At 61.8% G+C, this 26614-nt stretch carries 23 protein-coding genes; 8 read left to right on the top strand and 15 right to left on the bottom strand.

The genetic code is table 11. The features are described from left to right. Positions 1-107: 107 nt before the first annotated feature. Positions 108-872 carry a DeoR/GlpR family DNA-binding transcription regulator gene (locus AB1E34_RS20310; RefSeq protein ID WP_372574143.1) on the bottom strand — a complete coding sequence of 255 codons (765 nt, stop codon included), beginning with the start codon at positions 870-872 and terminating at the stop codon, positions 108-110. 185 nt (positions 873-1057) lie between these two features. On the opposite strand from AB1E34_RS20310, the gene glpD reads away from it, so the two are divergent. Then, positions 1058-2656 carry a glycerol-3-phosphate dehydrogenase gene (gene glpD / locus AB1E34_RS20305; RefSeq protein WP_372574142.1) on the top strand — a complete coding sequence of 533 codons (1599 nt, stop codon included), beginning with the start codon at positions 1058-1060 and terminating at the stop codon, positions 2654-2656. Between the two features lie 21 nt (positions 2657-2677). Then, on the top strand, positions 2678-3460 hold the full coding sequence (locus AB1E34_RS20300) for a phosphate/phosphite/phosphonate ABC transporter substrate-binding protein (protein ID WP_372574141.1): 783 nt from the start codon (positions 2678-2680) through the stop codon (positions 3458-3460). Positions 3461-3466: 6 nt separating this feature from the next. On the opposite strand, the gene AB1E34_RS20295 is transcribed toward AB1E34_RS20300, so the two are convergent. From AB1E34_RS20295 to AB1E34_RS20285, 3 genes are all read right to left on the bottom strand, one after another. Then, the gene (locus tag AB1E34_RS20295) at positions 3467-4813 is read right to left on the bottom strand and encodes an MmgE/PrpD family protein (protein WP_372574140.1); all 1347 of its coding nucleotides are present in this window, start codon (positions 4811-4813) and stop codon (positions 3467-3469) included. Between the two features lie 15 nt (positions 4814-4828). After that, the gene (locus AB1E34_RS20290; RefSeq protein WP_372574139.1) at positions 4829-7246 is read right to left on the bottom strand and encodes a GcvT family protein; all 2418 of its coding nucleotides are present in this window, start codon (positions 7244-7246) and stop codon (positions 4829-4831) included. 103 nt (positions 7247-7349) lie between these two features. Then, a complete protein-coding gene (locus AB1E34_RS20285; RefSeq protein ID WP_372574138.1) occupies positions 7350-8600 on the bottom strand; it encodes an aminotransferase class V-fold PLP-dependent enzyme in 1251 nt (416 codons plus the stop codon). Between the two features lie 159 nt (positions 8601-8759). Here AB1E34_RS20285 and AB1E34_RS20280 point away from each other — a divergent pair, with 159 nt between their 5' ends. Further along, positions 8760-9089, top strand: coding sequence for a hypothetical protein (locus tag AB1E34_RS20280; protein WP_372574137.1), 330 nt, complete (start codon positions 8760-8762; stop codon positions 9087-9089). A 3-nt stretch (positions 9090-9092) separates the two neighbouring features. On the opposite strand, the gene AB1E34_RS20275 is transcribed toward AB1E34_RS20280, so the two are convergent. Both AB1E34_RS20275 and trhO read right to left on the bottom strand, forming a co-directional pair. Beyond that, a complete protein-coding gene (locus AB1E34_RS20275) occupies positions 9093-9605 on the bottom strand; it encodes a potassium channel family protein (RefSeq protein WP_372574136.1) in 513 nt (170 codons plus the stop codon). Between the two features lie 77 nt (positions 9606-9682). After that, a complete protein-coding gene (gene trhO, locus AB1E34_RS20270; protein WP_372574165.1) occupies positions 9683-10588 on the bottom strand; it encodes an oxygen-dependent tRNA uridine(34) hydroxylase TrhO in 906 nt (301 codons plus the stop codon). Positions 10589-10762: 174 nt separating this feature from the next. Between trhO and pncA the strand changes: the two genes are divergently transcribed. The 3 genes from pncA to pncB all read left to right on the top strand — a co-directional run bounded on the left by pncA (position 10763) and on the right by pncB (position 15004). Continuing rightward, positions 10763-11356 carry a bifunctional nicotinamidase/pyrazinamidase gene (gene pncA / locus AB1E34_RS20265; protein ID WP_372574135.1) on the top strand — a complete coding sequence of 198 codons (594 nt, stop codon included), beginning with the start codon at positions 10763-10765 and terminating at the stop codon, positions 11354-11356. A gap of 77 nt (positions 11357-11433) precedes the next feature. Continuing rightward, the gene (locus tag AB1E34_RS20260; RefSeq protein WP_372574134.1) at positions 11434-13656 is read left to right on the top strand and encodes a hybrid sensor histidine kinase/response regulator; all 2223 of its coding nucleotides are present in this window, start codon (positions 11434-11436) and stop codon (positions 13654-13656) included. A 58-nt stretch (positions 13657-13714) separates the two neighbouring features. After that, positions 13715-15004, top strand: a complete 1290-nt coding sequence (gene pncB / locus AB1E34_RS20255) for a nicotinate phosphoribosyltransferase (protein WP_372574133.1) — start codon at positions 13715-13717, stop codon at positions 15002-15004. Between the two features lie 6 nt (positions 15005-15010). Here the strand turns inward: pncB and AB1E34_RS20250 are convergent, their stop codons facing one another. Genes AB1E34_RS20250 through AB1E34_RS20225 form a run of 6 tightly spaced genes read right to left on the bottom strand, consistent with a single transcriptional unit; the run spans position 15011 to position 22485 of the window. Further along, positions 15011-16462 (bottom strand): aldehyde dehydrogenase family protein, encoded by a 1452-nt coding sequence (locus AB1E34_RS20250; RefSeq protein WP_372574132.1) that lies wholly within the window; start codon positions 16460-16462, stop codon positions 15011-15013. Next, positions 16455-18068, bottom strand: coding sequence for an ABC transporter ATP-binding protein (locus AB1E34_RS20245; RefSeq protein ID WP_372574131.1), 1614 nt, complete (start codon positions 18066-18068; stop codon positions 16455-16457). Before AB1E34_RS20245 ends, AB1E34_RS20250 begins: the two co-directional genes overlap by 8 nt. Continuing rightward, positions 18065-18880, bottom strand: coding sequence for an ABC transporter permease (locus AB1E34_RS20240; protein ID WP_372574130.1), 816 nt, complete (start codon positions 18878-18880; stop codon positions 18065-18067). The genes AB1E34_RS20245 and AB1E34_RS20240 overlap by 4 nt, the downstream gene beginning before the upstream one ends. Further along, positions 18877-19824 (bottom strand): ABC transporter permease, encoded by a 948-nt coding sequence (locus AB1E34_RS20235; protein WP_372574129.1) that lies wholly within the window; start codon positions 19822-19824, stop codon positions 18877-18879. Before AB1E34_RS20235 ends, AB1E34_RS20240 begins: the two co-directional genes overlap by 4 nt. 40 nt (positions 19825-19864) lie before the next feature. After that, positions 19865-20938, bottom strand: a complete 1074-nt coding sequence (locus AB1E34_RS20230; RefSeq protein ID WP_372574128.1) for a ligand-gated ion channel — start codon at positions 20936-20938, stop codon at positions 19865-19867. A gap of 59 nt (positions 20939-20997) precedes the next feature. Continuing rightward, positions 20998-22485: an ABC transporter substrate-binding protein gene (locus tag AB1E34_RS20225; RefSeq protein WP_372574127.1), complete on the bottom strand. Its 1488-nt coding sequence runs from the start codon at positions 22483-22485 to the stop codon at positions 20998-21000. Positions 22486-22643: 158 nt separating this feature from the next. Between AB1E34_RS20225 and panB the strand changes: the two genes are divergently transcribed. Then, positions 22644-23483 (top strand): 3-methyl-2-oxobutanoate hydroxymethyltransferase, encoded by an 840-nt coding sequence (gene panB, locus AB1E34_RS20220; protein WP_372574126.1) that lies wholly within the window; start codon positions 22644-22646, stop codon positions 23481-23483. Beyond that, the gene (gene panC, locus AB1E34_RS20215) at positions 23480-24328 is read left to right on the top strand and encodes a pantoate--beta-alanine ligase (RefSeq protein WP_372574125.1); all 849 of its coding nucleotides are present in this window, start codon (positions 23480-23482) and stop codon (positions 24326-24328) included. The genes panB and panC overlap by 4 nt, the downstream gene beginning before the upstream one ends. A gap of 8 nt (positions 24329-24336) precedes the next feature. Here the strand turns inward: panC and idi are convergent, their stop codons facing one another. From idi to AB1E34_RS20200, 3 genes are all read right to left on the bottom strand, one after another. Then, positions 24337-24879 carry an isopentenyl-diphosphate Delta-isomerase gene (gene idi, locus AB1E34_RS20210; protein WP_372574124.1) on the bottom strand — a complete coding sequence of 181 codons (543 nt, stop codon included), beginning with the start codon at positions 24877-24879 and terminating at the stop codon, positions 24337-24339. A gap of 188 nt (positions 24880-25067) precedes the next feature. Next, positions 25068-25481 (bottom strand): c-type cytochrome, encoded by a 414-nt coding sequence (locus AB1E34_RS20205; protein WP_372574123.1) that lies wholly within the window; start codon positions 25479-25481, stop codon positions 25068-25070. Positions 25482-25574: 93 nt separating this feature from the next. Then, entirely contained in the window at positions 25575-26612 is a 1038-nt protein-coding gene (locus AB1E34_RS20200; protein ID WP_372574122.1) for a P1 family peptidase, read from the bottom strand. Between the last annotated feature and the right edge of the window lie 2 nt (positions 26613-26614).

Below are 26614 nucleotides of genomic sequence, written 5' to 3'. Positions count from 1 at the left end.
ACTGTCTTCAGAGGTATCATAAGTGATGCGCCCCCAGCTCACACCTCCCCAAACAGGGACTGATCAATTACCGGTCAGTCCCTGTTGACTTTTCAGGACCCCTCGGATCATCCGCCTGCAATCACCACATCGGTGCCCCAATCGGCGCAGGCCGCGTTCAGCTTGGCCGAGATCGGCCTGTCGGTGATGAAACAGTCCAACGCGCCCAATGTGGTGATCCGCGCCGGGGCATTGCGTTGTAGCTTGGTGTGGTCGGCAACCAGGATAACCTGTCGGGACTGGCGGATGATGCTGCGGCTGACGCCCACTTCGCGAATGTCGAAATCCAGCAAATCGCCGTCTGCATCAAGTGCCGAGCAGCCGATGACCGCATAGTCGAACTTGAACTGCTGGATGACATCGGTGGTGATGGTGCCGACCAGCCCCCCATCGGCCCGGCGCAATGTGCCGCCGGTCACGTTGACCTGACAGGCCGGGTTGGCGGCCAGAATGTTGGCCACGTTCATGTTGTTGGTCACCACAAGAATGTTCTCGTGGCCCAGCAGTTCCTTGGCAACTGCCTCGGTCGTGGTCCCGATGTTAAGGAAGATCGAACAATCATTGGGCAGTCGCGCAGCGCAGGCGCGGGCGATGTCGATCTTGCCCGCATGGTTCAGCCCGCGCCGTTCTTCATAGCCGATATTGCTCGTGCCCGAGGGTAGAACCGCCCCGCCATGCACCCGGTCCAGTTTGCCCGCCTCGGCCAACTCGGTCAGGTCGCGCCTGATGGTTTGCAGCGTCACGCCGAAATGCTGTGCCAGCCCGTCAACCGTGACTCGGCCATCGCGGCGGGCGATCTCGATAATCTCGGGATGGCGGAATGTTTGGGCCAATTCAGTCTCCTGTCACAGCAGCCCGCAGCGGCTGATGCATCTCGCACGCGGCGTTTCTCGGTTTGCTATCATAGAAGAGCCACAAATAAAGCAAAAAAGAGTTTAAACGAAAATAATTATCTTCCTTTTTGTTCGTTTTTTTGAGATAGAGCACCACAGGAATGGATTCGGCCCAGGAGGCTCTGATGTCGACAGATGGCGAGACAGGCGTTTGCGATCTTTTTATCATTGGCGGTGGCATCAACGGCTGCGGCATTGCACGCGACGCGGCCGGGCGCGGCTATTCGGTGACGCTGGCCGAGATGAACGATCTGGCCTCTGCGACCTCATCGGCCTCGACCAAGCTCTTTCATGGCGGGTTGCGTTATCTTGAGTATTTTGAGTTCCGACTAGTCCGCGAGGCGCTGATCGAGCGTGAGACCCTGCTGAAAGCGATGCCGCATATCTCCTGGCCGATGCGCTTTGTGCTGCCCTATCACAAGGATATGCGGTTCGAGAGCGAGACGCCCACGTCGAAACTGTTGAACGTTTTTATGCCCTGGATGAAGGGCCGCCGACCGGCCTGGCTGATCCGGCTGGGACTGTTCCTTTATGACAATCTGGGTGGGCGCAAAATCCTGCCGGGGACCTCGTCGCTCCGGTTGCGGGAAAGCGCCGAGGGCAAACCGCTCAACCCCAAGTTCGAGACTGCGTATGAGTATTCCGATTGCTGGGTCGAAGATGCAAGGCTGGTGGTCCTGAACGCCCGTGACGCCGAGGCGCGCGGGGCGCGGATCATGACCCGGACCAAGGTGCTGAGCGCGGAACGCGCCGATGATCTCTGGCATGTGACGGTCGAGACCGCGTCGGGTGAAACCCGCATCATCCACGCCCGGATGCTGATCAATGCGGGCGGTCCCTGGGTCGGTGACATCATCCACAACAAGGTCCGGATCAACAGCCGCGAAGACGTGCGCCTTGTGCGTGGCAGCCACATCGTGACCAAGCGGCTCTACGATCACGATAAATGCTATTTCTTTCAGGGCACCGATGGCCGGATCATCTTTGCGATCCCTTATGAGACCGACTTTACCCTGATCGGCACCACCGATGCCGAACATCACGATCCAGAGGACAAGCCGCGCTGCACGGAGGAAGAGCAGGCCTATCTGTTGAACTTCGCCAACCAGTATTTTCAGGCCCAGCTGAGCGATGCGGATGTGGTCTGGACCTATTCCGGCGTGCGCCCGCTTTATGATGACGGCGCCAGTTCGGCGACCGCGGCAACGCGGGACTATACGCTCAAGGTGGATACCACCGGCGGCGCTCCGGTTCTGAACGTCTTTGGCGGCAAGATAACCACTTATCGGCGGCTTGCGGAATCGGCACTGGAAAAGATCGTCGCGGAGCTGCCGAACCCGAAAGGCCCTTGGACCGCTGGCGTGACCTTGCCGGGCGGAGATTTCCCGGTGGACGGGTTCGATCGTCTGGTTACTGATCTTGCGCGGGACTATCCATTCCTTAGCCCTTATCACGCATTTCGCCTTGTCAGGGGCTATGGGGCCGAGGCCAGTGCCGTTCTGGGCGATGCCAAAAGCCTTGCGGATCTGGGACAGGATTTCGGCGCGACCCTCACCGAGCGCGAGGTGATCTGGATGATGACCCATGAATATGCGCGCCGGGCCGAGGATGTGGTCTGGCGGCGGACCAAGCTGGGTTTGCGGATGAGCGGCGAGCAGGTCGAGCAGCTTGACGCATGGATGCAGCAACGCCAGAACGATGAGGTGCCCGGCGACGCCGCATGACAGGTGGCGCGCGATCCGGCGATGACCAGACAGGAGCCGTTTGCCGCGATGATCGCCAGCTTGATGATGTATCGACGTCCCGAGTTGGACGGGGCGATTGCCCGGTATTGGGGTCTGATACGGGCCAATCTTGCCTTGTCAGGCGTCACCGCTCCGCAGGAGTTGTCTCAGGAGGCTGAGGAATTTGCGGTCTGGACCGATCCAGAGCTGGTACTGAGCCAGACCTGCGGCATGCCTTATCGCCTGTGGCTGAAGGACAAGGTCGAATTGGTCGGAACGCCGGATTTCGGGCTCGAAGGCTGCGCGCCTGGGTATTACCGCTCCGTGCTGGTGGTGCGCACGGATGACAGCCGAAACCGGGTCGAGGCGTTTCTGGACGCGATATTCGCTTTCAACGAGAGCTTCTCGCAATCCGGCTACGCCGCGCCTTATGCGCATATGATGTCGCGGGGCTTCTGGTTTGAACACAGGCTGCGCACCCATGGCCATCTGAACTCGGCGCGCGCTGTCGCTGAGGGCAAAGCCGATATCGCCGCGCTGGACGCGGTAAGTTGGCGGTTGATCAAGGTTCATGAACCCTTTGCGCAAAAGCTGCGCGTTTTGGATCAGACAGAGCCGACCCCGGGCCTACCGCTGATTACGGCAGAGGGTCAGCCCGCCGATACGATCTTTGACGCAGTACGGGTGGCCATATCGCAGTTGGATGATACTGACCGGCAACTTCTGGGGCTGAAAGGGATCATCCGCATCCCGCGTGGGGCCTATCTCTCTATCCCGAACCCACCTGAGACCGCCAGGGGTTGAGCGCGCCTACAGCGGCTCACACAGCAGCGGCAGCAGATCGGATACGCGGTTTTCTGCCCGTGTTAGGCTCAAAACACGGTCCCGGATCGCCGCCGCACGGACCTCACCCAGACAGGGCGCAGCGAAGGACATGTACTTCCCGATGATCTCCTCCTCGGACATCGGAACCTCCACCCCGCCGCGGGCATGCGTGTCGCCGGAGAGCAGCACGCGACCATCCGATGTCTCGACCTCCGCATCGGCGGTGCGGCAGGCTGGGAAACGGGCATTGTGATCGTCGGTTTCGGTCACTTCGATCCGCTGTATCAGGGCTGCGACCACCGGGTCTGTCAGGCCCGCCCCGGCAATCTGCGCAACGCCGATCTGCCCATGCACCATCTGGCTGGCGACGGCAAAGCGCAGCGAATACTGCGCCTGCGACGTGGTTTCGGGCATGCCGGGGAACAGGCAGACGGCCTCGTGAAAGCTGTTGATGCGAACGCGGGTGATCTGGTCATGGGTCAGATCATGGTTCTGCATGATATGGGCGACGGCATCTATTGCGGCATGCGCCCAGCGGCAGATCGGGTATGGTTTGATATATTGCTGCTCCATCTGCCAGACTTGGCCCAGATCATCCCAATGTGGCTCTACATCGGCAGCTTCGACCGTAATCGCGGGCGCGCCGTTAAAGCCACGCTCGGCAAGGATAGCGGCAGAGATACCGACCATCGCGCCCCAGCCGGACCCGTCATGCAGCATGGTCGGGTTGGCAATCTCGCGCATCATCTGGGAACGGGGGCCGTGATATTCGGCGATGCCAAGCGCCTGGCGCAATTGATCCGCCGAATGTCCGCGTAGCCGCGCGGCCACTGCAGCGACGCCCAGAGCGTTCCACGCGCCCGATGTGTGATAGTCGCTGACCGAGGCATGCAGCGCCAGACCCGCCCGCCCAGCGACCTCGTACCCGATGGTGATCGCCGCCAGTGCGTCGGGCCCGCTGAGTTCCGGCAGGTGCTGTGCCAGCGCGGCCAGCGCGGGAATGACAGCGACACCGATATGGCCCTTGACCGGATTGAACCCGTCATGCGCGTCCAGATTGTCGGTCTGCGTTGCCGCCGCATAAGCCGCACCGGCCAGGCTGACCTTGCGCCCGTCAAACAGCATCCGGGCGGCATGGCTGGAATCATTGCTGGCATAGAGCAGGTCTGCCGTGTCGCGCGCGATCACGCCGGCCTCCATCGGGGTCGAGGCCGCAACGATACCGAGCGTATCCAGCGTCATCAGCGCGGCCGCGCGCAGGGCGCTGTCGGGGATGTCCGACGGTTTCAGATGCAGGGCGAAGTCTGCGATCCTGTTGAAACGTTCGGTCATGGTCGTTCTCCCCAATCAGCTGCGCAAACGAAGGCCTTCCGGATCGAAGGGCGGCGTGGCAAGGCGCGTTGCCCGATGCGGCTTGCCGAGAATGAAAATCTCCACCTCATCGCCGGGACCGGCCAGCGCGGGGTCGGCAAACCCGATCGCGAGGGACTGGCCGACCGAATAGCCATAAGCCCCCGAGGTGACCCGACCGACCGGGCGGCCATCGGGCAGAAAGATCGGCTCGCCGCCGCTGGCATCGGCGTCATGGGTGGCTTCGACCGCAAAGACCGACAGAACCTCGCGCGGGGCGTTGTCCTTGATCTGCAGATAGGCCTCCTTGTTGAGGAAATCCTTGTCGAGCTTGATCAGACGTTCCAGCCCGACCTCCTGTGGCCAGTATTCGGGACTGTATTCCCGCCCCCAGGAGCCGTAGCCTTTTTCGATCCGCAAGGCCCCCAGTGCACGACCGCCGACCGGCCCACCGCCAAGGTCGCGCGCGGCCTCTAATAGCGCTGTATAGAGCCTGATCTGATCCTCTTCGGCGCAATGCAGCTCCCATCCCAGATCGCCGGTAAAGCTGACGCGGATGGCAAGGCAGGTAACGCCCGCCACCTCGATTGTTGCTGATCGCATGAAGCGGAAGGCGTCGTTGGACAGATCGGCATTGGTCAACCGCTGCAGCATGTCGCGGGCCTTTGGTCCGGCGGCGTTGAACCCGGCGATGTGATTGGTCGCACGCTCAAACGTGGTGTCTTCGGGCCGCGCGACCATGTCGAAGAACCGTTGGTGATAGCGTTCTGCCATACCCGAGCCGACCATCATATAGGCGTCCTCACCGGTCTTGGTGATGGTGAAATCCCCGGCGATCCCGCCACGGATGCCGATCAGCGGGGTCAGGCAGGAACGCCCGGTCTCGGACGGCACGCGATTGGCCACCAGACGATCCAGCCAGTCCTGCGCGCCCGCACCTTTGACGACGTAGTTGGCGAAGTTCGAGATATCGATAACGCCCACCGCCTCGCGCAGCATTTTCACCTCGCGCCCGACCGGTTCCCACCAGTTCTGGCGGGTGAAGCTGTTGGTATCGACGGTGCCCGGTTGATCCGCGAACCAAAGTGGATGTTCCCAGCCGGAATTGAGGCCAAAGACAGCGCCCATGTCCTTTTGCATCCCGTAAGCGGGTCGCATTCGGGCGGGGCGCCCGGCCTCGCGTTCCTCATTGGGGAAATGGATGGCGAAGCGATGCGTGTATTGATCCTGCACGCGGGCCTTGGTGAAGGCCTTGTCCGCCCAGTCGTCAAAGCGCGCCAGATCCCAGGCGAACATGTCATATTGCGGCTCGCCCTCGATCATCCATTGCGCAGCCAGCAGGCCGAGGCCGCCGGATTGCGAGAAACCGGGAATGATGCCGCCGCAAACGAAGTAATTCTTTAGTTCCGGTACCGGTCCCCAAAGCGCGTTGGCATCCGGTGACCAGATCATCGGGCCATTGATAACGCGCTTGACCCCCGCAGTGGCGGCGACGGGAACCCGTTCGGTCGCACGCATCACATTATCCATGATCCGGTCCAGATCATCGGGAAACAGGTCATGGGCGAAATCCAGCGGTGTGCCGTTCTCGGCCCAGAACCGCATGTCTTTCTCATAGGCTCCGATCAGCAGCCCGTTGCCCTCCTGCCGGAAGTAATACTCGCCATCGCGATCCGCGATCGAAGGCAGGCGGCGCCCGAGGGCGGCGACCTCGTCAATCGCATCGGTCACGAAATACTGGTGCTCGGTCGGCTGCAAGGGCAGGGTCAGCCCGGCCATCGCGGCAACCTCACGCCCCCAGAGCCCGGCGGCATTCACCACCCATTGGGTGTGGATATCGCCCTTTGCCGTCCGCACGATCCAGGACCCGTCCGGTTGCGGATCTGTCCCTAGCACTGGGCAAAATCGCTCGATCGTGGCACCCATCTTGCGGGCACCAGCGGCATAGGCATGGGTGACACCCGAAGGGTCGACATTACCGCCATCGGGCTCATACATGATGCAGCGGATATCGTCGAACTGCGCCAAAGGGTGCAGTTCCATTGCCTGTTCGCGGCTGAGTTCGTGGAAATTCAGGCCATAGAACCGAGCCTTGGCTTCTTGCAGGCGCAGCTGATGCTCGCGCGCTTCGGTCTGCGCCAGATAAAGAGAGCCGGGCTGGAACACGCCGCAGCCTTGTCCGGTTTCCTGCTCCAGTTCCTTGTAGAGGTTCATCGTGTAATGCTGGATGCGGGTGACGTTGTTGTTGTCATGCAGCCCGTGAATGCCCGCCGCCGCGTGCCATGTGGACCCGGAGGTCAGTTCATCGCGTTCCAGCAGGACAACATCGGTCCAGCCCAGCTTTGCCAGATGATAGAGGATCGAGCAGCCGATCAGCCCGCCTCCGATCACGACGGCCTGTGCGTGGGTTTTCATGACTTGCGCGCTCCCTGCTTCCCAGTGCTGGGCATCAGAAAGCCACAGGAATCGACCGGCGTATGGCCCGTTCCCGACATGGTGCGTCGGGAACGGGGTCGGATCAGGCGCAGATCGCCTTCATTGCGGCAAGGAATTGCGCCACCTCATGTTCGCTATTGTAGTGACACATCGAGACACGCACACAGGCCTCTTGCCCCAACGGGGTCAGGATGTTGCCGGAATAGTGATCTGCCTTGCGCAGATGGGTGCGGATGCCCTGATCGTTCAGCTTTCGGACGACATCCACCGATGGGATGCTGTCGACCCAGAGCGAGACCAACCCCTCGCGCGCGGGGTTGTCGATGCCGCCGATGATGTGGACACCGTCGATATCCTTCAGGCCGGGCAGGTTGCCGGTGCCGTGGATCATCGCGTCGGTCAGGGCCTTTTCCTGCGCGTGGATGGCCTCTCCGGCTGCCACAAATCGGGCGCGTCGGTCGGTTTCCTCGGATACTTGCGCGCCGAGCCATTCGAAATAATCCGTCAAGTCCGACAGCGTCGCATAAGAGCCGGTGTCGCGCGTGCCCATCTCCCAATTGTCTTCGGGGCCGTCGATCAGCGCATTGTGGGGCAGGTGGGTCAGGCGGTCCGAGATCCAGGCCAGCCCGTAGCCGTGGCGCGAAAACACTTTGTAGGGCGAGATCACATAGCCGTCGATGCCATAGCTGTCGATGTCGATCCTGCCATGGGCGGCGTGCTGGATGCCATCGACGACGATGAACGCCTCGGGCGCCACTGCCCGGATCGCCGCTGCAACGGCTGCCACATCCACGCCCATGCCAGTGACCGGCGAGGTATGGATGATCGTTGCGACCTTGGTGTCTGGTGTCACCGCTTGCGCGTAGGCCTCGGCGGTGATTGTGCCGGTTGCGTCATCATGCGGGATCAGCACATGGCGCTGTCCGGCGATCCCGGCCCAACGGGCGCAGGCGCTGCGCGTGGCGGGATGTTCCAGTGTAGAGCCTAGTACCACGCCCTTGCCGGTCCCCAAACAGGCATTCATGATCAGGCGGAACAGCAGTTCGGTCCCGCTTTCGCCGACAAAGAACTGCCCGCCTTTGGCGTTCATGAAGACCCGCATATCTTGCTTGGCTTTGGTGATGACCCGCACCAGCTCGTGGCTGCCAGGGTTGTCTCGGCCCTGATTGTCAGGGATGGCGGCATAAAGCGTTGACGTATCGACCACCACGTTCAGCGTCAGCGCCCCGCCCGCATTCTCAAAGAAGATGCGCGGGCCTTGCTGCGGACAGTGATCGATCTGTGCAAACCGGGCGCGGATGCTTGTCAAAAGTTCCGGAGAGATCGATGGCATCGGGGCAAACCTTATTGGGACAGTCACAACGAACAGAGCCCAGCTTGCCCCGGTTTTCCAGCCCTGCCGCGACCTGAAACTGTCACCTCAGCGACCTGATCTTGAAAATGTTCCGTATTTGTTCTATATACCTTTTGTTAAGGAACAAGGATGTCTCTCATGGTTAACAGCGCCCGCGACGCCTGGTTCAATGAGCCGGGAAATGATTATCACCTGCTGCCGGTGACCGATCGGCAGATGCAGTTTGCCACTGCAATCGCAGCGCGCGCCGCGCTGGAAATCCCGCCCGAGGCGCGTCGCGACAGACAGCGGATGTCGGAATGGATTTCTGCGAACAAGGGGCAAGGCGGGTCGCCCTTTGATGCTTATCCCAGCGGTAAACAGGTGTCTTATGCCGAGCGGCTGTCGCGCCTTAAGCGCCGCCCGATTCCGCATGAGTGTTTCCGCAACAAGAAGCTGATGTCGGAGTGGATCGACCGCAATCGCTGACGCTCAGGTCCTGCCATTGCGTTGATGCGTGCGCGTATAAGACGCGATGGTGGCCGCAACGAACAGGCCAAGCAGCACATAGCCCGTGACCGCCTCGGCCACTGCCACAGTGCGGCACAGCCCGACGGGCTGCAGGTCGCCATACCCGACCGTGGTGAAGGTCACGTAAGAGAAATAGAGCATATCGGAGGGTTTTTCTGCGCCTATGACGCAAAGGTCGTTATAACCGAACGCGCCGTATACGGCGGCAAACAGGAACGGCACCACCTGAATGAAGGAAATCCCCATGATGATCAGTTGCCGTCGCGGGCTTTCCACAAGCACCGCATGCAGCCAGATTTGCACCAGCAGCCAGATCGCCAACCCGATGGTGGCGACATTGCCAAAGGCGTTCCCGGCCTGTTTCTCATCGAGATGGGACAGAAAGTAAAACGCGGCACTGCTGACAAAGACCATGGCGGCGGCCCCCAGCAGGGTGCGGCGGAACTCATTTGCCAATGTGATCTGTTCGGACATTTCTGAACCGTCTGAGGCTTCTCCAGCGGAACCATCACGCTTTGGCGCGCGCTGTGCAAGTCTTTGATGTTCAGTCCCTAAACCTGACCTAGATGCTCTTCACCACGGGCGCGGGCCAGCGCGATCTGTTTCTGGCGCTCGCGAAAGCGGGTCTTGTCGGCCTCGCTGGTCTTGTCGATGCAGTGATGGCAGGACACGCCCGCCTCGAACTCGGGCCGGGTGCGATCTTCGGGCAGGATCGGGCGGCGGCAGCCATGGCAGAGCTCATGTGGCCCCTCGACCAGCCCGTGCCCGACCGAAACGCGGTTGTCGAATACAAAGCACTCGCCGTCCCAGGCGCTGTTTTCCTGCGGCACCTCTTCGAGATAGCGCAGGATGCCGCCCTTGAGGTGGAAGACGTCCTCGACACCCTGCCCAAGCAGGTAATTGGTCGATTTCTCGCAGCGGATACCGCCGGTGCAGAACATCGCGACCCGCTTGTTGTGGAACCGGTCTTTGTTGGCGGCCCACCATTCGGGAAACTCGCGGAAACTGTCGGTCTTGGGATCGATGGCCCCCTCGAACGTGCCGATCGCGACCTCGTAGTCATTTCTTGTGTCGATCACCACCACATCGTCAGAGCGGATCAGATCGTTCCAGTCCTCGGGTTCCACATAATGCCCGACGCGTGCCTTTGGATCGACATCGGGCTGGCCCATGGTGACGATCTCTTTCTTCAGGCGCACTTTCATCTTGCCGAAAGGCGGGTGATCGCTTGTCGCCTCTTTCCACTCCAGATCCGAACAGCCCGGCAAAGCACGGATATGTGCCAGCACCGCATCGATCCCCGCGCGTGGACCTGCGATGGTGCCATTGATGCCTTCGCCTGCCAGCAAAAGCGTTCCTTTGACGCCCTGTGCCCGGCACAGGTCCAGCAGCGCAGGCTTTAGTGTGGCGGGCTCCGCAAAGCGGGAAAAGTGATAGAGGGCGGCGATCGTGTACATGCGGCAGTCCAGCTTGGTTTGGCGCCAGAAGGGCAGATAAGGCCGCATCAGGCTCTGCGCTGGGCGGCGGGCGTTTCCGGCGGCTTTGCTTTAGTCCCGACAGGCCGTATCCGCAAGACGCCGATTGACGCGGCGCGGCGCGATGCCTAGGCATTCAGAAAAACGGAGGATGACATGTCCGCAGCCCTTTTGGTCATCGATGTTCAAAACGATTTCTGCCCCGGCGGCGCGTTGGCCGTGCCCGGCGGCGATGAAATCGTCCCGGAAATCAACCGGATGATGGAGGGGTTCGAGACCGTCCTGCTGACCCAGGACTGGCACCCGGCGGGACATTCTTCCTTCGCCAGCAGCCATGCCGAAGCCGCGCCTTATGATCTGGTCGAGATGCCTTATGGTCCGCAGGTGCTGTGGCCTGACCACTGCGTTCAGGGCTCGACCGGTGCCGCGTTTCACCCCGATCTGCGCATTGATGGCGATCTGATCCTGCGCAAGGGGTTCCGGGCCGCGATCGACAGCTATTCCGCCTTTTTCGAGAACGATCATGTCACCCCCACCGGGCTTGATGGTTATCTGCGCTCGCGCGGGATCACCGATCTGACGCTGGTCGGGCTCGCCACCGATTTCTGCGTGCATTTTTCGGCGGTGGATGCCGCTCGGCTGGGCTACGGCGTCACCGTGCGGATGCAGGCCTGCCGGGCCATTGATCTGGACGGGTCGCTGGCGGCGGCGATCGAAGCGATGACCGGTGCAGGTGTCATCCTGACCTGAATAAACCGGGTTGCGAAATCTTAACCTTTGTCGGGCACTCCGTTGAGGATAACGCAACAACTGGCCGGGGTTGGATCATGTCGAATGCCGGGTCGCCGTCGGCCGACCAACGAACCGGATTTGAAAGCAAATACAGTCGGCGCGGGCTGCTGCACCGCTATGCGCGCTGGCGGATTGTCAATCTCGGAACACGCCAGATTGTTACCATCACCGGCGGTCTTGCCCTGGCGCTGACCAACGGGCCCGCCTCGGGTCTGATCGGGGTCCTGGTCGCGCTGCTGGGTGAAGCGGTCGATTGCCTCTATCTGCGCTCTCTGCGCGTGCCGATAGCTGCGGGGCACAGGTATCGACGGGCGCGGCAACTCTCGACGCTGACCGCTGCGTTTCAGGCGCTGACAATCGTGTTCTGTGTCTATGTCGGCTGGACCGGGCCGGTCACCGGGCAGTCGCCGTTTTTTGCGATGGCGTTTCTGACGGGGGCCGCGATTGATGCCGGTCTGACAATGCCCTATCACCGGCGCGCCGCGATCGTGCGGCTGAGTATCTATGGTGCAACCGCGATCGCGCTCAATATCGGTGCGTTCCTGACCAATTCGGGCAACACTGCCGCCTTGGTGCCGAACCTGTGCGGAATCCTTCTGCTGGCATATATGGTGCTGCTCTTTCAAGGGTTCGTGAATCATAATTTCCAACGTCAGCGTGCCTCAACGCTGGAGCTGCTGCGCAACAGTCGGAGGCTTGAGCGGCGGCAGCGAGAGGCGCAGCAATTGTCGCTGGTTGCCCGAAATGCCAATGACAGTGTGGTTCTTTCGGATGCGCTGGGTCGGATCACCTGGGTCAATGAGGCCTTTACGCGGATCACCGGCTATAGCCCGCAGGAGGCGATCGGGCAATTTCCCGGTGATCTGATGAACACGCCAGAGACCGACCCCGAAACGCTTCGACGCCTCAAGGCGGCAATCGCATCGGGCAATGAATTCAGGGGTGAAATCCTGAATGCCGCCAAATCCGGACAGCATATCTGGATCGAGATCAATCTGGTTCCGGTCAAATGCCCTGACGGACGGGTCGAGGTCTGGGTCGCGGTCGAACGGGATGTGACTGCGGCACGCGCCCATGCCAGCGAAATGGCGGCTGCGCGCGAGGCGGCGGAACGAGGCGCGCGTGCCAAGGCTGAATTTCTGGCAACGATGAGCCACGAGTTGCGCACGCCGCTCAATGGGGTGATCGGCATGGCAGACGTCTTGCTTGAGTCCGAACTGGATGACGATCAGCGCGAAAACGCCCTGACGATCCGCAGCTCGGCGCGAGCGCTTCTGACCATCATCAACGACATTCTGGACCTGTCCAAACTTGAAGCGCGAAAAACCGTCCTGCGCCCGGTGCGTTTCGACCTGTTAAGCTGTCTGCGCGAAAGCACGCAATTGCTGACCCCGCAGGCGCGGGCCAAGGGCCTGCAGCTTTTATTCAGGGCGCGGACGCCGGTGCCGCCGCTGGTGCTGGGCGATGAGGGACGCTTGCGGCAAATCCTCATCAACCTGGTCGGCAATGCCCTGAAATTCACCGCCGAGGGCTGTGTCGGTGTCACCTTGTCGGTTGCGCCGCGTGGCGATGCCCATACGGTGACGATCGAGGTTGCCGATACCGGCATCGGGATCGCAGAAGACAAGCTGGACCAGGTCTTTGACCGGTTTTCACAGGCGGATGCGGACATTAACCGCACTCATGGCGGTACCGGCCTGGGGCTGACCATCTCGAAAGAGCTGGTCGAGGCGATGGGCGGGTCGATTACGGTCACTTCCGTGCTCGGGCAGGGTACCTGCTTTCGCATCACGCTGCCCTTCGGTTTTGCTTCGCAGGCCCAGGTGGTCGACGACAAGGCCGAGTCCAGCCCGGGCCTTGAGCTTGACGGGATGCGATTGCTGGTGGCCGACGACAACAAGGTCAACCGCCTGCTGATCAGCAAGTTCCTCAAGGATGTGCCGCTGAACCTGGAATTTGCCCATGACGGCGCGCAGGCGGTAGAAGCAGTACAGCGCAACCCGCCCGACCTGATCCTGATGGATGTTGCCATGCCGGTGATGAGCGGGCTGGAGGCGGCACGGATGATTCGCGCCCGCGATGGCGCGCAACCCAAGATCATCGCACTGACCGCCAACACGTTCGATAGCGACCGCGAAGCCTGTCATGCCGCCGGTATGGATGATTTTCTGTGCAAACCGATCCAGCGCGGCGATCTGATGGAACGGCTGGTTCATTATGCGCGGGCGACGGCCTCGGCCAGATGCGCGGCTCATTGAAATTGCCTTGGCGGAAAACCTGCCGTATCCATGACCGGCAGAAAGCCCGAGGTATGCCGTGGATATCGCAACGCGCGTCTATAACCACAAGTGGAAGATCGACCCGATTGTCCGATCCCTGATCGATACGGATTTCTATAAGCTGTTGATGTGCCAGTCGGTTTTCCGAAATCGGCCGGATACGCATGTCCGATTCTCGCTGATCAATCGAACCGTCTCGGTCCCGCTGGCCGATCTGATTGACGAGGGCGAGCTGCGCGAACAGCTCGACCATATCCGCTCACTGCGCCTGAGCCGGGGAGAGAGTACATGGCTGCGCGGCAACACCTTCTATGGCAAGCGCCAGATGTTTCGGCCCGACTTCATGGAGTGGTTCGAAGGGCTGCGCCTGCCGCCCTACCACCTGGAACGGCGCGGTGATCAGTATGAGCTGACCTTCGAGGGGCTCTGGCATGAGGTTATGCTCTGGGAAATTCCCGCGCTTGCTGTGCTGATGGAACTGCGCTCGCGCGCCGTGATCAACGACATGCGCCGCTTTGAACTGCAGATACTCTATGCCCGTGCCATGACCCGCGTCTGGGAGAAGATCGAAAAGCTGCGCGCCATCGATGGTCTGGGCATCGCCGATTTCGGCACCCGCCGCCGCCATTCCTTCCTCTGGCAGGACTGGTGCGTGCAGGCGATGATCGAGGGGCTTGGCCCTGCCTTTACCGGCACTTCGAACTGCCTGATTGCGATGCGGCGCGAAGTTGAGGCCATCGGCACCAATGCGCATGAGCTGCCAATGGTCTATTCCGCGCTGGCCGAAAGCGACGAGGCGCTGGCGCAGGCCCCTTATGACGTGTTGAGCGACTGGCATGAGGAACATGACGGCAACCTGCGCATCATCCTGCCCGATACCTATGGTACCAAGGGTTTTCTGGATCGCGCGCCGGACTGGCTGGCGGGCTGGACGGGCATCCGCGTCGATAGCGGCGATCCGGCAAAAGGCGCGCAGATTGCCATCGACTGGTGGCGCGCGCGCGGCGAAGACCCGCGCGAGAAGCGGATCATCTTTTCCGATGGTCTAGACGTGGACATGATTGCGGCTCTGCATCGGGAATTTTCCGATCAGGCGATGATCTCGTTTGGTTGGGGTACGCTCCTGACCAATGATTTCCGCGATCTGGTGCCGGATAACGGGCTGGCGCCCTTCTCGCTGGTCTGCAAGGCGGTGTCAGCCGATGGGCGGCCCACCGTCAAGCTGTCGGACAACCCAAAAAAGGCGATGGGCCCGGCGGACGAGATCGTGCGCTACAAGCGGGTGTTCCAGGTCGGTGCGCAGGAAAAGATCGACGTGGTGGTCTGAGCCGCCTCAGCCGTGATAGGCTGCCACGGTTTTCAGTTGTGAAAACCCATAAAGCGCCTCGAACCCTTTCTCGCGGCCATGACCGGATTTTCCGAAACCGCCAAAGGGCAGTTCCACGCCGCCTCCGGCACCATAATTGTTGATGAAGACCTGCCCCGATCGCAGCCGTTTCGCCAGCCGCATCTGCCGCGCGCCCTCGCGAGCCCAGATGCCCGCAACCAGCCCATAATCGGTACTATTGGCAATTGTCAGAGCCTCTTCTTCAGTATCGAAAGGGATGATGACCTGAACCGGGCCGAATATCTCTTCGCGCGCCAGTTGGTGTCCGGCGGGGACATCGGCAAAGAGCGTTGGTCTGACATAATGCCCCGTCTCCGGCGCATCTGGCAGTACCGTACCTTGCGCAACCACATTCAGGTCAGAGCCCAGATTAAGATAGCGCGAGACGATCTCTTTCTGCCGACCCGAAATCAGCGGTCCGACGCGCGGGTCCGACAAGGCAGGGCCAACAGTCAACTCACCATACGCCGCTGCCATCCGGTCGCGCACCGCTGCATAGACTCCGCGCTGGACCAGAATGCGCGAGGCCGCCGAGCAGGTCTGGCCCGCATTCTGGATACCTGCATTGACCAGAAACGGCAGCGCGGCGTCCAGGTCTGCATCGTCAAAGACCAACTGCGGGGATTTTCCGCCCAGTTCCAACGTCACGGGCACCACATTGCCGCCAGCCGCCTGCTGCACTAAAGCGCCCGTCGCGACTGACCCGGTGAACGAGATGTGATCGACATCGCCATGCGCGGCCAGTGACGCTCCGGCCTCGGCCCCCAGCCCCGGTACGACATTCAGCGCGCCTGCGGGCAGCCCGGCCTCCTGCGCCAGATGGGCAAAGGCCAATGCGGTCAGGCAGGCCTCTTCGGCCGGTTTCAGGACCGTCGCATTGCCCATCGCCAGCGCCGCCCCGATCGAGCGGCCAATGATCTGCATCGGATAGTTCCACGGCACGATATGCCCGGTCACCCCGTGCGGTTCGCGCAGGGTATAAACGGTATAGCCGTCGAGATAGGGAATGGTCTCCCCATGCATCTTGTCGGCCGCCCCACCGTAAAACTCGCAATACCGCGCCAGCGCCAGCGCGTCGGCGCGGGCCTGTGTCAGGGGTTTGCCCACATCCATCGCTTCTAGGCGGGCGAGGTCTTCGACCCTATCGCGGACCAAAACGGACAGCCGCAGCAGAATGCGACCGCGTTCGGCTGCGGTCAGCGCCCCCCATTCCGACCCTAGCGCGGTACGTGCAGCGGCGACCGCGCGGTCCACATCCACGGCGCTCCCACGCGCGATTTGGCAGATATCGCTTCCATCGGACGGGTTGGTCAGGGTCAGCGTCTGCCGGTCCATCGCGGGCTGCCAGTCCTTGCCGATCAGGCAAAGTGTCGGGTCGAACCAGATCGGATCAGACATGAGGGTGGCTCCTGTGCTGGGTGTCGATATCGGGAAGAACCGGCGCGGCTGCAATCAGCGCGCGGGTATAGGGGTGGCTGGGATGCGAGAAGACCTGTTCTGTTTCGCCTTCCTCCACGATCCGGCCCGCGCGCATTACCAGAACCCGGTCAGTGATCGTGCGCACGACGCTCAGGTCGTGGCTGATGAAGAGATAGCTCAGATCATGGCTCTCACACAGTTCAGCCACCAGATCGAGGATGCGCGCCCGGACCGAGACATCCAGCGCCGACACCGCCTCGTCGAACAGGATCAGATCGGGTTTGATGATCAGGGCGCGAGCGATGGCGATCCGCTGCCGCTGCCCGCCAGAAAACTCGTGGATGTATTTGCCCGCATCATCGGGTGACAGGCCAACGGCGCGCAGGGCCTCAGCCACCGCGTCGGCGCGTTCGGTGCCTGAGGGTGGGTTTTCAAGCAAGTGATAGGGCTCGGTGATCAGCCGCGCGACGCGGTGGCGGGGGTTGAAGCTGCCGAACGGATCTTGAAACACCACCTGCATGCCACGACGCACAGCAAGATCGGCGCCGCGTTCCGTGTAGACCGGTGCACCGTTCAGCAGAATCTGGCCGCCCTGCACCGGTTCAAGTCCCAGAATCGCCCGTGTCAGGGTCGATTTTCCGCAACCGGATTCTCCGACAAGCCCCAACCGCTCGCCTTTTCGCAACGTGAAGCTGACCCCATCAACCGCGCGGTAATGTTCTGCTGACGCGAACAGCTTCGTGCGTGGCAGCCGGTATGCGCGCGCCACGTTCTGAACCGAGAGCAGCGGTTCGGAGCCGTGTTTTTCCGGCAGGTCGACGCTGTGGCGCGACGCTTCGAACAGCATGCGGGTATAGGGGTGGCGCATCTTGGCAAAAAGCTGGCGTGTCGGCCCGGTTTCCACCACTTCGCCCGCCCGCATCACCACGATACGGTCCGCCATGTCAGAGACCACGGCCAGATCATGTGTGATCATCAACAGCCCCATATCGAACTCAGCGACCAGCCCCTTGAGCAGGTCGAGGATCTGCGCCTGGGTGGTGACGTCCAGCGCGGTTGTCGGCTCATCCGCGATCAGCATGTCGGGGCGCAGGGCGATAGCCATAGCGATCACCACGCGCTGGCGCTGGCCGCCCGACAGTTCATGCGGAAAGCGGGTGGGTGAGAATTGATCCGGCGGCAAACCGACGCGGCCGAGCATCTCATGCGCCTGCGCGCGGGCCTGATTCCTGGACATGGTGCCGTGGATCAAGATGGTTTCGGCCACCTGATCGCCGATTGTCTTGACCGGGTTCAGCGCAGACATCGGCTCCTGAAACACCATCCCGATCCGGGCACCGCGCATTTCGCAAAGCTGCGATTCGGGCAGGGTGGTCAGGTCGGTCCCATCCAATTTGATCGAGCCACTGATCTCGGCGCCTTCGGGCAGCAGTTGCATTACCGAAAACGCGGTCATCGACTTGCCCGAGCCGCTTTCGCCGGTGACGGCAACGATTTCACCCTTGGCCACGGACAGATCGACATTGCGCAGGATGGATTTGCCCGTGATGGACAGGTTCAGGCCGGTGACCTCTAACAGGCTCATGTGCGCACCACCCGGATGCGCGGGTCGAGCCAGTCGCGCAAACCATCCCCCATCAGGTTCAATCCAACCACGATCCCGATGATCGCAAGGCCCGGAAAGATGGCGATATGCGGCGCGATGGTCACCAGGGTCTGGGCATCGGCCAGCATGCGGCCCAGCGAGGGTGTCGGCGGCTGCACGCCCAGCCCGACAAAAGACAGCGCCGCCTCGACTTGAATGCCGAGCGCGAACTGGATGGTGCCCTGCACGATCAGGATACCGAGGATGTTGGGCAGGATATGTTCGGCACTGATCCGCAGGCGGGACTTGCCCGCAACCCGCGCGGCAAAGATGAACTCCCGCTCCCACAGGCTGAGCGCACCGCCCCGCGTGACACGGGCAAAGACCGGGATGTTGAAGATGCCGAAAGCGATGATGGCATTGGTGGCCGAAGGGCCAAACACGGCGGTGATCAGGATCGCCATGGCCAGCAGCGGGAAGGCGAAGATCACGTCATTGGTGCGCATGATCACCTCATCGATCCAGCCGCCCTTGCGCTGGCTGGCCAACAGGCCCAGTGGGATGCCGAAGACAAGCCCGATCGCCACGGCCACGATGGCCACGCCCATCGATGTGCGGATACCGACCATGATCATGCTGAGGATATCGCGGCCGAAATGATCGGTGCCCAGCGGATGGACCAGGCTGGGGGGCAGCAGTTTGTTGGGGATATCCAACTGCTCATAGGGGTAGGGCGTCCAGATCAGCGACACCAGCGCGAGGCTCAGCATCATCGCGGTCAGGCCCGACCCAATCCACAAGCCCCGGCTCATGTGCGCGTCCTCAGCCGTGGGTCGACAATGGCATAGGCCAGATCGACCAGAAAGTTCACTGTGATCACCACAAATACCAGCAGCATCACCACCGATTCCACGACGATCAGATCGCGTGAGTTGATCGACTGGAAGATCAGCCGCCCCAGACCGGGCAGATAGAATACCTGCTCGATGATGATTGCGCCCGCCAGCAGGAACGAGACCTGCAGCCCGATGATGGTCAGCACCGGGATCAGCGCGTTACGCAGCCCGTGCCGCCAGAGCGCCTGCCCCCGGCTCAGCCCCTTGGCACGGGCGGTGCGCATGAAATCCTCGCCCAGCACGTCCAGCAGGGCGGATCGCATGACCCGCGCCAGAATCGAGGCCTGCGGTAGTGCCAGCGCGATGGCGGGCAGGGTGAGCGCGTGCAGCCCGGACCAGACACCTTTGTCCCAGCCGGGAAAGCCACCGGCGTTGAACCAGCGCAGGTTCACCGCAAGCACCAGCACTAGCATCATCGCGAACCAGAAATTCGGGATTGCTACGCCCAGCTGTGTGGTGCCCATCATTGCGGCATCGCCCATCTTTCCGCGTCGCGAGGCGGCGTAGATGCCCGCCGGAAAGGCCAGCAGGATCGAGATCAGCAGCGCATAGATCGTCAGCGGTAGCGAGACCCAGAGCCGGTCGGCGATCATCCCCGCCACCGGCGTGCGATAGGTATAGGAGGTGCCGAAATCCCCTTGCAGCATACCGCCAACCCAGGCGAGGTAGCGCTCGGGCTTCGAGGCATCCAGCTCCAGTTCGGTGCGCAGCGCAGCCAGTGTGTCGGGTTGCGCGTTTACGCCCAGCATGAACTGCGCGGGATCGCCCGGCGCAATTTCGATCACGGCGAAAATCACCAGCGAGGCGACCGCAAGGCTCAGCAACAAGGAGATAAGGCGTTTCAGCGTGTAGCGCAGCATTGGGGCCACGTTAGGCGCGCGTCAGGCGCGGGTCCAGCATCTAGGGCGTGACCAGGAAGTTCAGGACTGCAAATCCGATGATCGCGGCGTAGGACAATGGATAGATCCATTTGATCGCGTAATTGTCCAGCTTGGCCGCAGACGCCTCGCGCCCGGCCAGCTTCATGCGTCGCAGCATCACGTTGAACACGATCGCGGCCCCCGTGACCACGAACATCCATTGCAGGATGAAATCCAGAAAGGTCAGATATCCCAGTTTGGGCAGATCGTCGGAGATGACCCAGTTGAAGGCCACGAAAACCAGCAGGTTCGCGCCCGCGATCTCGATGCGTTTGCGGTATTCGTCCAGAAAGAACAGCGACCAGCTGACCGAGACAAGCACCAGCATCGGCAGGAAAATCCGGATCGCGTAATAGAGCACATGCCGCCTGCCAGTGAACTCCAGCGCCACCTTGTCGCTTTCCAGCCCCGAAAGACCCACCACGGTTGATTTCTGCATCTGGGCGTTTTCGAGGATCCATTCCTCTTCGCCCAGCAAATCCCCCAGCCCGGATTCCTCTTCCAGGATCGAATAGCGCACGGCGCGCGAGGGGAAGACGGAAACCACCTCGTAATAGAAGCGCTGCGTGTCGAACGGGTATTTGCGGAAGTCGAAATAGGGGGCCTGCAGGGTCAGCGAGGATTTTTCGAAGTAGTTGGCCTCGCCTTCGCTGGTCACGGCGATGACCGATTGATGAATCCAGCGGTTCGATTGCTGGTTCTCGATCACGAAGGCCGGGACGATCGCGGCGTTTTCCGTCGCGTATTCCAGAAAGGCCTCGGTCTTGAACACGCGGACTTCGCGTTCGTACTCGGCAAGCTCATAAGCCAGCGCGGGGTCTTTCCAGCGAAACCGCAAGGTTGCCACGGCGCCGTAGTTTTCGGATTTCTGGTCGACGAAGGTGATCTGGTCGATATGGATGCCAATCCCCACATCCAGCGGCTGACCCGGCGTGCCCAACGGCGTCCCGTGGTCGTTTTGCAGCAACCCCTGCGCCATAACATGCCCGGTGAGCCCCAGCAGCATCAGCATGGTTGTCAGAAAGGCTGTCAGGAAAAAGCGGCGCAAATTCATCTCTTGAATATCATGCTGGCAAAATCGGGCGGCAGCTCAGCGAGGTGCCGCCCGTCTGTTCATTCCGACCAGGACACGCCGGTCAGATCGATGGCAGCGGTGGGGGCGTTCAGCCACAGGCCCTGAACCCCGGCCTTTGCGACGCCCAGTTTGGCCAATTGGAACAGGTATCCGTTGACATAGTCCTCGGCGATGATCTGCTGCGCCTGTTTCATCAACGCATCCCGCTCACCGGGATCGGTGGTTGTGTTGAGCGTTTCCATCAGGGACTGGAAGTCAGGATTGTCATACTGGAAGTAATAGTCGGGCCTTGCATAGATGCCGATATCCATCGGTTCGGTATGGCTGACAATGGTCAGGCCGAAATCCTTGCCCTTGAAGACCGATTCCAGCCATTGCGCCCATTCCACATTGATGATCTCGGCGGTGATGCCGACCTCGGCCAGTTGCGCCGCGATGATCTCGCCGCCGCGCCGTGCATAAGACGGGGGCGGCAGATGCAGGGTGGTCTCGAACCCGTCGGCCATCCCTGCCTCGGCCAGCAGCGCGCGCGCCTTGTCGGGATCATGGGCCGAGTTGCCCGTCAGATCGACATAGGCGGGGTGGTGCGGTGCAAAATGCGTACCGATGGGCGTGCCATAGCCGAACATCGCGCCATCGATGATCGCTTGCCGGTCGATGGCATGGGCGACGGCCTGGCGCACGCGGATATCGTCAAAGGGCGGCTGTTTGTTGTTGGTGCTCAGGATCGTTTCGCCCTCGGTCGAGCCGATCAGCACCTGAAAGCGCGGATCCGCCTCGAATTGCGGCAGGTTTTCCGGCGCGGGGAAATTGTCGAACACGTCCACATCCTCGGCCATCACGGCGGCAAAGGCGGCGGTGGGGTCCGAGATGAACTTGAACGTCGCGCTTTCCAGCGCCGGGGCGTCGCCCCAATAGGCATCGTTGCGGGTCAGGTCGATCCGGTCGCCCTGCACCCACTCCGCGAATTTGTAGGCGCCGGTACCGACCGGGTTGGTCTTGATATCGGCGATGCTGGCCTCGGACACGATCACCGCATCGCCCCAGGCCAGATTGAACAGCAGGTTGCCGTTGGGCTCGGCCAGGGTCACCTGAACGCTCAGCGGGTCAAGCACGGTGACCTCTTCGATTCCGTCAAACAGTGCTTTCTGCGCATTTGCGCTGTCTTCGGCACGGGCGCGGTCCAGGCTGAACTTCACGTCCTCGGCTCTCATCGGCGCGCCGTCATGGAAACTCACGCCCTCGCGCAGCTTGAAGGTATAGGTCTTGCCGTCGTCAGAGATTTCCCAGCTTTCGGCCAGACCCGGCACGATGGACCCATCGCCCATGAAGCGGGTCAGCCCTTCGAAGACATTGGTATAGACGACCGAGTCGATAGCCTGCGCCGCGGCGCTTGTCGGGTCCAGATGCGGTGGTTCCAGCTGCATGGCGATGGTGATGTCAGTCTGGGCATGGGCCGTCGTCCACCAAAGGCCGGCGACCAATGCACCCGCCAGTTTCACAGACCGCGAATCGAAAATCCCCATAGTATCCTCCCAGAAATTCCTTTGGCCGTGGCCCGGCCTTTGGCCAACTCTGGTCGGAAACCTTAGGTCATTCAAGTATATGTTGGCGCAACCGGTCTTCATCTGGCCCGTGACAGTTGGTATCTCCGCCGGAACCGCAGTTCGTCGAAAGCAAGCTCATGAGCGCCACAGCCCGCAAGACAGCCCCGAACGCCGATGACATTCTGCGCCGGAAAGGCGGTGATCCGCTGGTCAGCCTGACCGCCTACACCACGCCGATGGCGCAGATGATGGACGGTCATTGCGACTTTGTGCTGGTGGGGGACAGCGTGGGGATGGTCCTGCACGGGCTGCCCTCGACGCTGGGTGTGACGATGGAGATGATGATCCTGCATGGTCAGGCCGTGGCGCGCGGGCTCAGCCGGTCGATGATGGTGATCGACATGCCGTTCGGATCGTATGAAGAAGACCCGGCGCAGGCGTTTCGCAATGCCGCCCGCCTGATGGCCGAGACCGGCGCGGGTGCGGTCAAGCTGGAAGGCGGGGTCGAGATGGCTGAAACCATCCGCTTTCTGGTGCGGCGCGGCATTCCGGTGATGGCGCATATCGGGCTGACACCGCAATCGGTGAACACGCTGGGCGGCTACAAGGTGCAGGGTCGCGAGGAACAGGCCGATGCCGTGCTGACGGATGCTCGCGCGGTCGCGGAGGCTGGCGCGTTTTCGGTGGTGCTGGAAAAGGTACCTCAGACTTTGGCGGACCGGATCACCGCCGAGATCGCCATCCCCACCATCGGCATTGGCGCGTCGGCGGGCTGTGACGGCCAAATTCTGGTGGTGGATGACATGCTGGGCTTCTTCACCGCCTTCAAACCGAAATTCGTCAAACGATACGCCGAGCTTGGCCCTCTGGCCGAGGCGGCCATTGCCGAATACGCGGCCGAGGTGCGTGCCCGCACCTTCCCGGCGGCCGAACATGTATTTGCGGATCAGGCCCCGCAAAAGGCTGCCAAGACATGACCCGCATCCTGCGCCGGTTAAATGATCTGCGCGCCGAAACGGCGCAGTGGCGGTCTGCAGGCCAAAGCGTGGGTGTGGTGCCGACGATGGGCGCCCTGCATGAGGGGCATCTGTCTCTGGTCGAGGCAGCCAGGGCGCAATGTGATCGGACGGTCGTCACGATCTTTGTGAACCCGATGCAGTTCAACAATCCCGGCGACCTGACCAGCTATCCCCGCGTCGAGGAAGAGGACGCAGGCAAGCTGTCGCCGCTGGGCGTCGATCTGATCTACGCGCCCAACCCGGACGAGGTCTATCCCTCAGGCTTTGCCACAACCATCAGCGTCGACGGGCTGACCGACATGATGGAAGGGCCAAACCGGCCCGGCCATTTCGACGGCGTCGCCACGGTGGTTGCCAAGCTGTTCCTCAAGACCCAGGCCGATCGGGCCTATTTTGGCGAGAAAGATTATCAGCAGCTTCTGGTCGTGCGCCGCATGGCCGCCGATCTCAACATCCCCATCGAGGTTGTGGGATGTGAGACGGTGCGCGAGGCTTCCGGGCTGGCCATGTCGTCACGAAACCGGCGGCTGAGCGAGGCGGGGATGCGTCAGGCGGCAGCGTTGCACCGGGTGATGCGCGAGGTGGCGCAGGCGCTTTCGGACGGCGCGACGTTCGCGACATTGCAGGCTGACGCGGTGCAGCGGCTGGAACAGGCGGGCTTTGACCCGGTTGAATATCTGGAATTGCGCGACATCGACGCGCTCGCCCCGCTCGACACCGCCAGCTCCGATGCAAGGCTCTTTGCGGCGGCCTTCATCGAAGGTGTGCGCCTGATCGACAATATCGCCATCCCCGCGCGCTGAGGGCCCGTTCAGGTGCTGGCCGAGATGATCAGGTCGGGGCCAAAGATCGTATCGGCATGTTTTTCGAGATAGATTTTGAGCCAGGGCGTGAACCTCTCGGGGTGTCGGGCAACCTCGGCTTGCAGATCGTGATAGTTGATCCAGCGCGTGTCCATGACCTCATCGGGGTTCGGATCTTCGGCGACCGTCTTGCGGGCATGGGCCAGGAACACGTCGACCACCTCATGTTCGATCAGGCCCGAGCCCACATCGGCGCGGTATTCAAGCTGATGACGGAATTCGGGGTAGAGCCCGGTGATCCCCAGCTCTTCGCGCAGGCGGCGCACAGCGCAAACTGACGAGGCCTCATCCCAGTCGGGATGGGTGCAGCATGTATTCGCCCAAAGGCCGGGTGTGTGGTATTTGCCCATGGCGCGCTGCTGGATCAGGATGTTCATGCCGCGAATGACAAAGACCGAAACCGCCTTGTGTTTCAGGCCGTGCTGATGCGCCTCCAGCTTGCCATACGGAACCAGCTGCCCATCGACCCAGGCCGGGATCATCGCTGCCATATTGACGTCTCCCACTGGCCTGTCTGCGCAGGCCCTGACTTGTGCTGATCTCACCGGTCCTCATCCCGCCGGTCACAACAGCCCTGTAGCCAAAGTGAACCCAATCGACCAGCCATTCAATCGTGCGAAAGGCCGCAGGGGCGAACCTGCGGCCTTTTGTCGGCATCCCAAAAGGGGGCGTCTGTTCCTTACTCGCTCGCGCTCGTCAGGAAGGCATAGATGTCTTCGCCGCCTTTTTTCAGCTTGAAGGTCATCTTGGACTTGGCTTTGGGGTCGTCCAGATAGGTCTGCAGGAACTTCTTGGGGTCGGTGGTGTATTCGACAAAGGTCGTTTCGTCCCAGACCAACCCGCTCTCACCCGCAGCGACAAGACTGGGGCCATATTTGTAGCCTTCCACAGTGCCTGCCGTCTGGCCAACGATACCATAAAGGTTTGGCCCGGTCTTGCCGCCCTTCACGATGACTTCGTCCGAGGCAGAGACGACCGTGTGGCAAGCTTTGCACTTGTTGAAAGCCTTTTTGCCCGCTTCTGCGTCGCCCTCGGCCAATACCGGCGTGGCGATCATCAGTGCGGCGATAGCAGCGCTAAAAGTGTATTTCATGCTCTGGCTCCATTTGCGTGGCTACGGCACAATTGGGCGGTCGAAGTAGCCAAAGTCAATCGGATAGAATGCCGCGCCGCCCTCGCCTCGCGCTTATGGCAGTTCGCTTTTTGCGTCGCCTTGACGGATGTCAATCCAGCACGGCAAAAGGTCGCCCTCGGCAGGGCGGGCAAGATAGGTTGCCCGCGCAATGGCCCGGCTGAGGCAGAGCGCTGCGGCATGGCCGATCAGGGCCAGTTCGCCCTGTGGGTTTGGCAGGTCGCGCGCTCCGGTTGAGACGCTGAAAACCAGGTCTCCGTCACCGGGGCTGTGTGCAGGTACGACGGCGCGTCCGATCCCGTCATGGGCGGCGACGGCCATCCGCTTGCACTGCGCCTTGCTCAGCGCGGCATCCGTGGCGACGATGGCGATCGTGGTATTGGCGCGCTCGCCGCCTTTCGGCCCAAACAACGCCGATTTGCGGCTGCTCAGGTCCAGGCCCAGCCCTGCGCGCGGATCGGGGCCGAGGCCGCCGAACTCGGCGTTCAATTCAAACGGCGCGGCCCAGAAATGTGTTTCGCCGGGCGTGGTGACGCTGCCCATCGGGTTGGCCGCGACCAGCGCGCCAACCGTCGCGCCCGACGGCAGGACCAGCGAGGCAGAGCCAAGCCCGCCCTTGAGATTGGCACTCAGCGCGCCAGTCCCGGCACCGGCGCTGCCAAGGTCGAACACCGTGTCTGCCGCTGCAAAAGCGGCGCCTCCCAAGGCGGCATAGGGGTTTCTCGCCCACTCCTTGTTGCCGCCATTGACCAGATCGAACAGTATTGCGCCGGGCACGATGGGCACCACGACCTCGCCAACCTGAAAACCGCGCCCGGCTTTGCGCAGCACCTCGGTCACGCCGGAACAGGCATCCAGCCCAAAGGCCGAACCGCCCGACAAGACCAGCGCATCGACTTGCGAGACGGTCTTGTCAGCAGCCAGCAGATCGGTTTCGCGCGTGCCCGGCGCGCCACCCATCACATGAACGGAGGCGGTAAAGGGCGAATCGGCAGTCATGACCGTAACCCCGGATTTCAGCGCCTGATCCTGCGCGTTGCCCACGCGCAGCCCGGCAATATCGGTGATCAGGTTGAGGGCCCCCGGTTTCATCG

The organism is Ruegeria jejuensis (assembly GCF_041537905.1).
Lineage (GTDB): Bacteria > Pseudomonadota > Alphaproteobacteria > Rhodobacterales > Rhodobacteraceae > Ruegeria_C.
This window is presented reverse-complemented; position numbering and strand designations above follow the sequence as displayed.

What these genes read in the sequence shown, in the direction of transcription:
- AB1E34_RS20280 (WP_372574137.1), top strand. Translation starts at nt 8,760, where the DNA reads ATGGTTAACAGCGCCCGCGACGCCTGGTTCAATGAGCCGGGAAATGAT.
- AB1E34_RS20200 (WP_372574122.1), bottom strand. Translation starts at nt 26,612, where the DNA reads ATGAAACCGGGGGCCCTCAACCTGATCACCGATATTGCCGGGCTGCGC.
- pncA (WP_372574135.1), top strand. Translation starts at nt 10,763, where the DNA reads ATGTCCGCAGCCCTTTTGGTCATCGATGTTCAAAACGATTTCTGCCCC.
- AB1E34_RS20285 (WP_372574138.1), bottom strand. Translation starts at nt 8,600, where the DNA reads ATGCCATCGATCTCTCCGGAACTTTTGACAAGCATCCGCGCCCGGTTT.
- AB1E34_RS20295 (WP_372574140.1), bottom strand. Translation starts at nt 4,813, where the DNA reads ATGACCGAACGTTTCAACAGGATCGCAGACTTCGCCCTGCATCTGAAA.
- trhO (WP_372574165.1), bottom strand. Translation starts at nt 10,588, where the DNA reads ATGTACACGATCGCCGCCCTCTATCACTTTTCCCGCTTTGCGGAGCCC.
- AB1E34_RS20290 (WP_372574139.1), bottom strand. Translation starts at nt 7,246, where the DNA reads ATGAAAACCCACGCACAGGCCGTCGTGATCGGAGGCGGGCTGATCGGC.
- AB1E34_RS20260 (WP_372574134.1), top strand. Translation starts at nt 11,434, where the DNA reads ATGTCGAATGCCGGGTCGCCGTCGGCCGACCAACGAACCGGATTTGAA.
- AB1E34_RS20205 (WP_372574123.1), bottom strand. Translation starts at nt 25,481, where the DNA reads ATGAAATACACTTTTAGCGCTGCTATCGCCGCACTGATGATCGCCACG.
- AB1E34_RS20275 (WP_372574136.1), bottom strand. Translation starts at nt 9,605, where the DNA reads ATGTCCGAACAGATCACATTGGCAAATGAGTTCCGCCGCACCCTGCTG.
- panC (WP_372574125.1), top strand. Translation starts at nt 23,480, where the DNA reads ATGACCCGCATCCTGCGCCGGTTAAATGATCTGCGCGCCGAAACGGCG.
- AB1E34_RS20250 (WP_372574132.1), bottom strand. Translation starts at nt 16,462, where the DNA reads ATGTCTGATCCGATCTGGTTCGACCCGACACTTTGCCTGATCGGCAAG.
- panB (WP_372574126.1), top strand. Translation starts at nt 22,644, where the DNA reads ATGAGCGCCACAGCCCGCAAGACAGCCCCGAACGCCGATGACATTCTG.
- glpD (WP_372574142.1), top strand. Translation starts at nt 1,058, where the DNA reads ATGTCGACAGATGGCGAGACAGGCGTTTGCGATCTTTTTATCATTGGC.
- AB1E34_RS20230 (WP_372574128.1), bottom strand. Translation starts at nt 20,938, where the DNA reads ATGAATTTGCGCCGCTTTTTCCTGACAGCCTTTCTGACAACCATGCTG.
- idi (WP_372574124.1), bottom strand. Translation starts at nt 24,879, where the DNA reads ATGGCAGCGATGATCCCGGCCTGGGTCGATGGGCAGCTGGTTCCGTAT.
- AB1E34_RS20300 (WP_372574141.1), top strand. Translation starts at nt 2,678, where the DNA reads ATGACCAGACAGGAGCCGTTTGCCGCGATGATCGCCAGCTTGATGATG.
- AB1E34_RS20235 (WP_372574129.1), bottom strand. Translation starts at nt 19,824, where the DNA reads ATGCTGCGCTACACGCTGAAACGCCTTATCTCCTTGTTGCTGAGCCTT.
- AB1E34_RS20225 (WP_372574127.1), bottom strand. Translation starts at nt 22,485, where the DNA reads ATGGGGATTTTCGATTCGCGGTCTGTGAAACTGGCGGGTGCATTGGTC.
- AB1E34_RS20245 (WP_372574131.1), bottom strand. Translation starts at nt 18,068, where the DNA reads ATGAGCCTGTTAGAGGTCACCGGCCTGAACCTGTCCATCACGGGCAAA.
- AB1E34_RS20240 (WP_372574130.1), bottom strand. Translation starts at nt 18,880, where the DNA reads ATGAGCCGGGGCTTGTGGATTGGGTCGGGCCTGACCGCGATGATGCTG.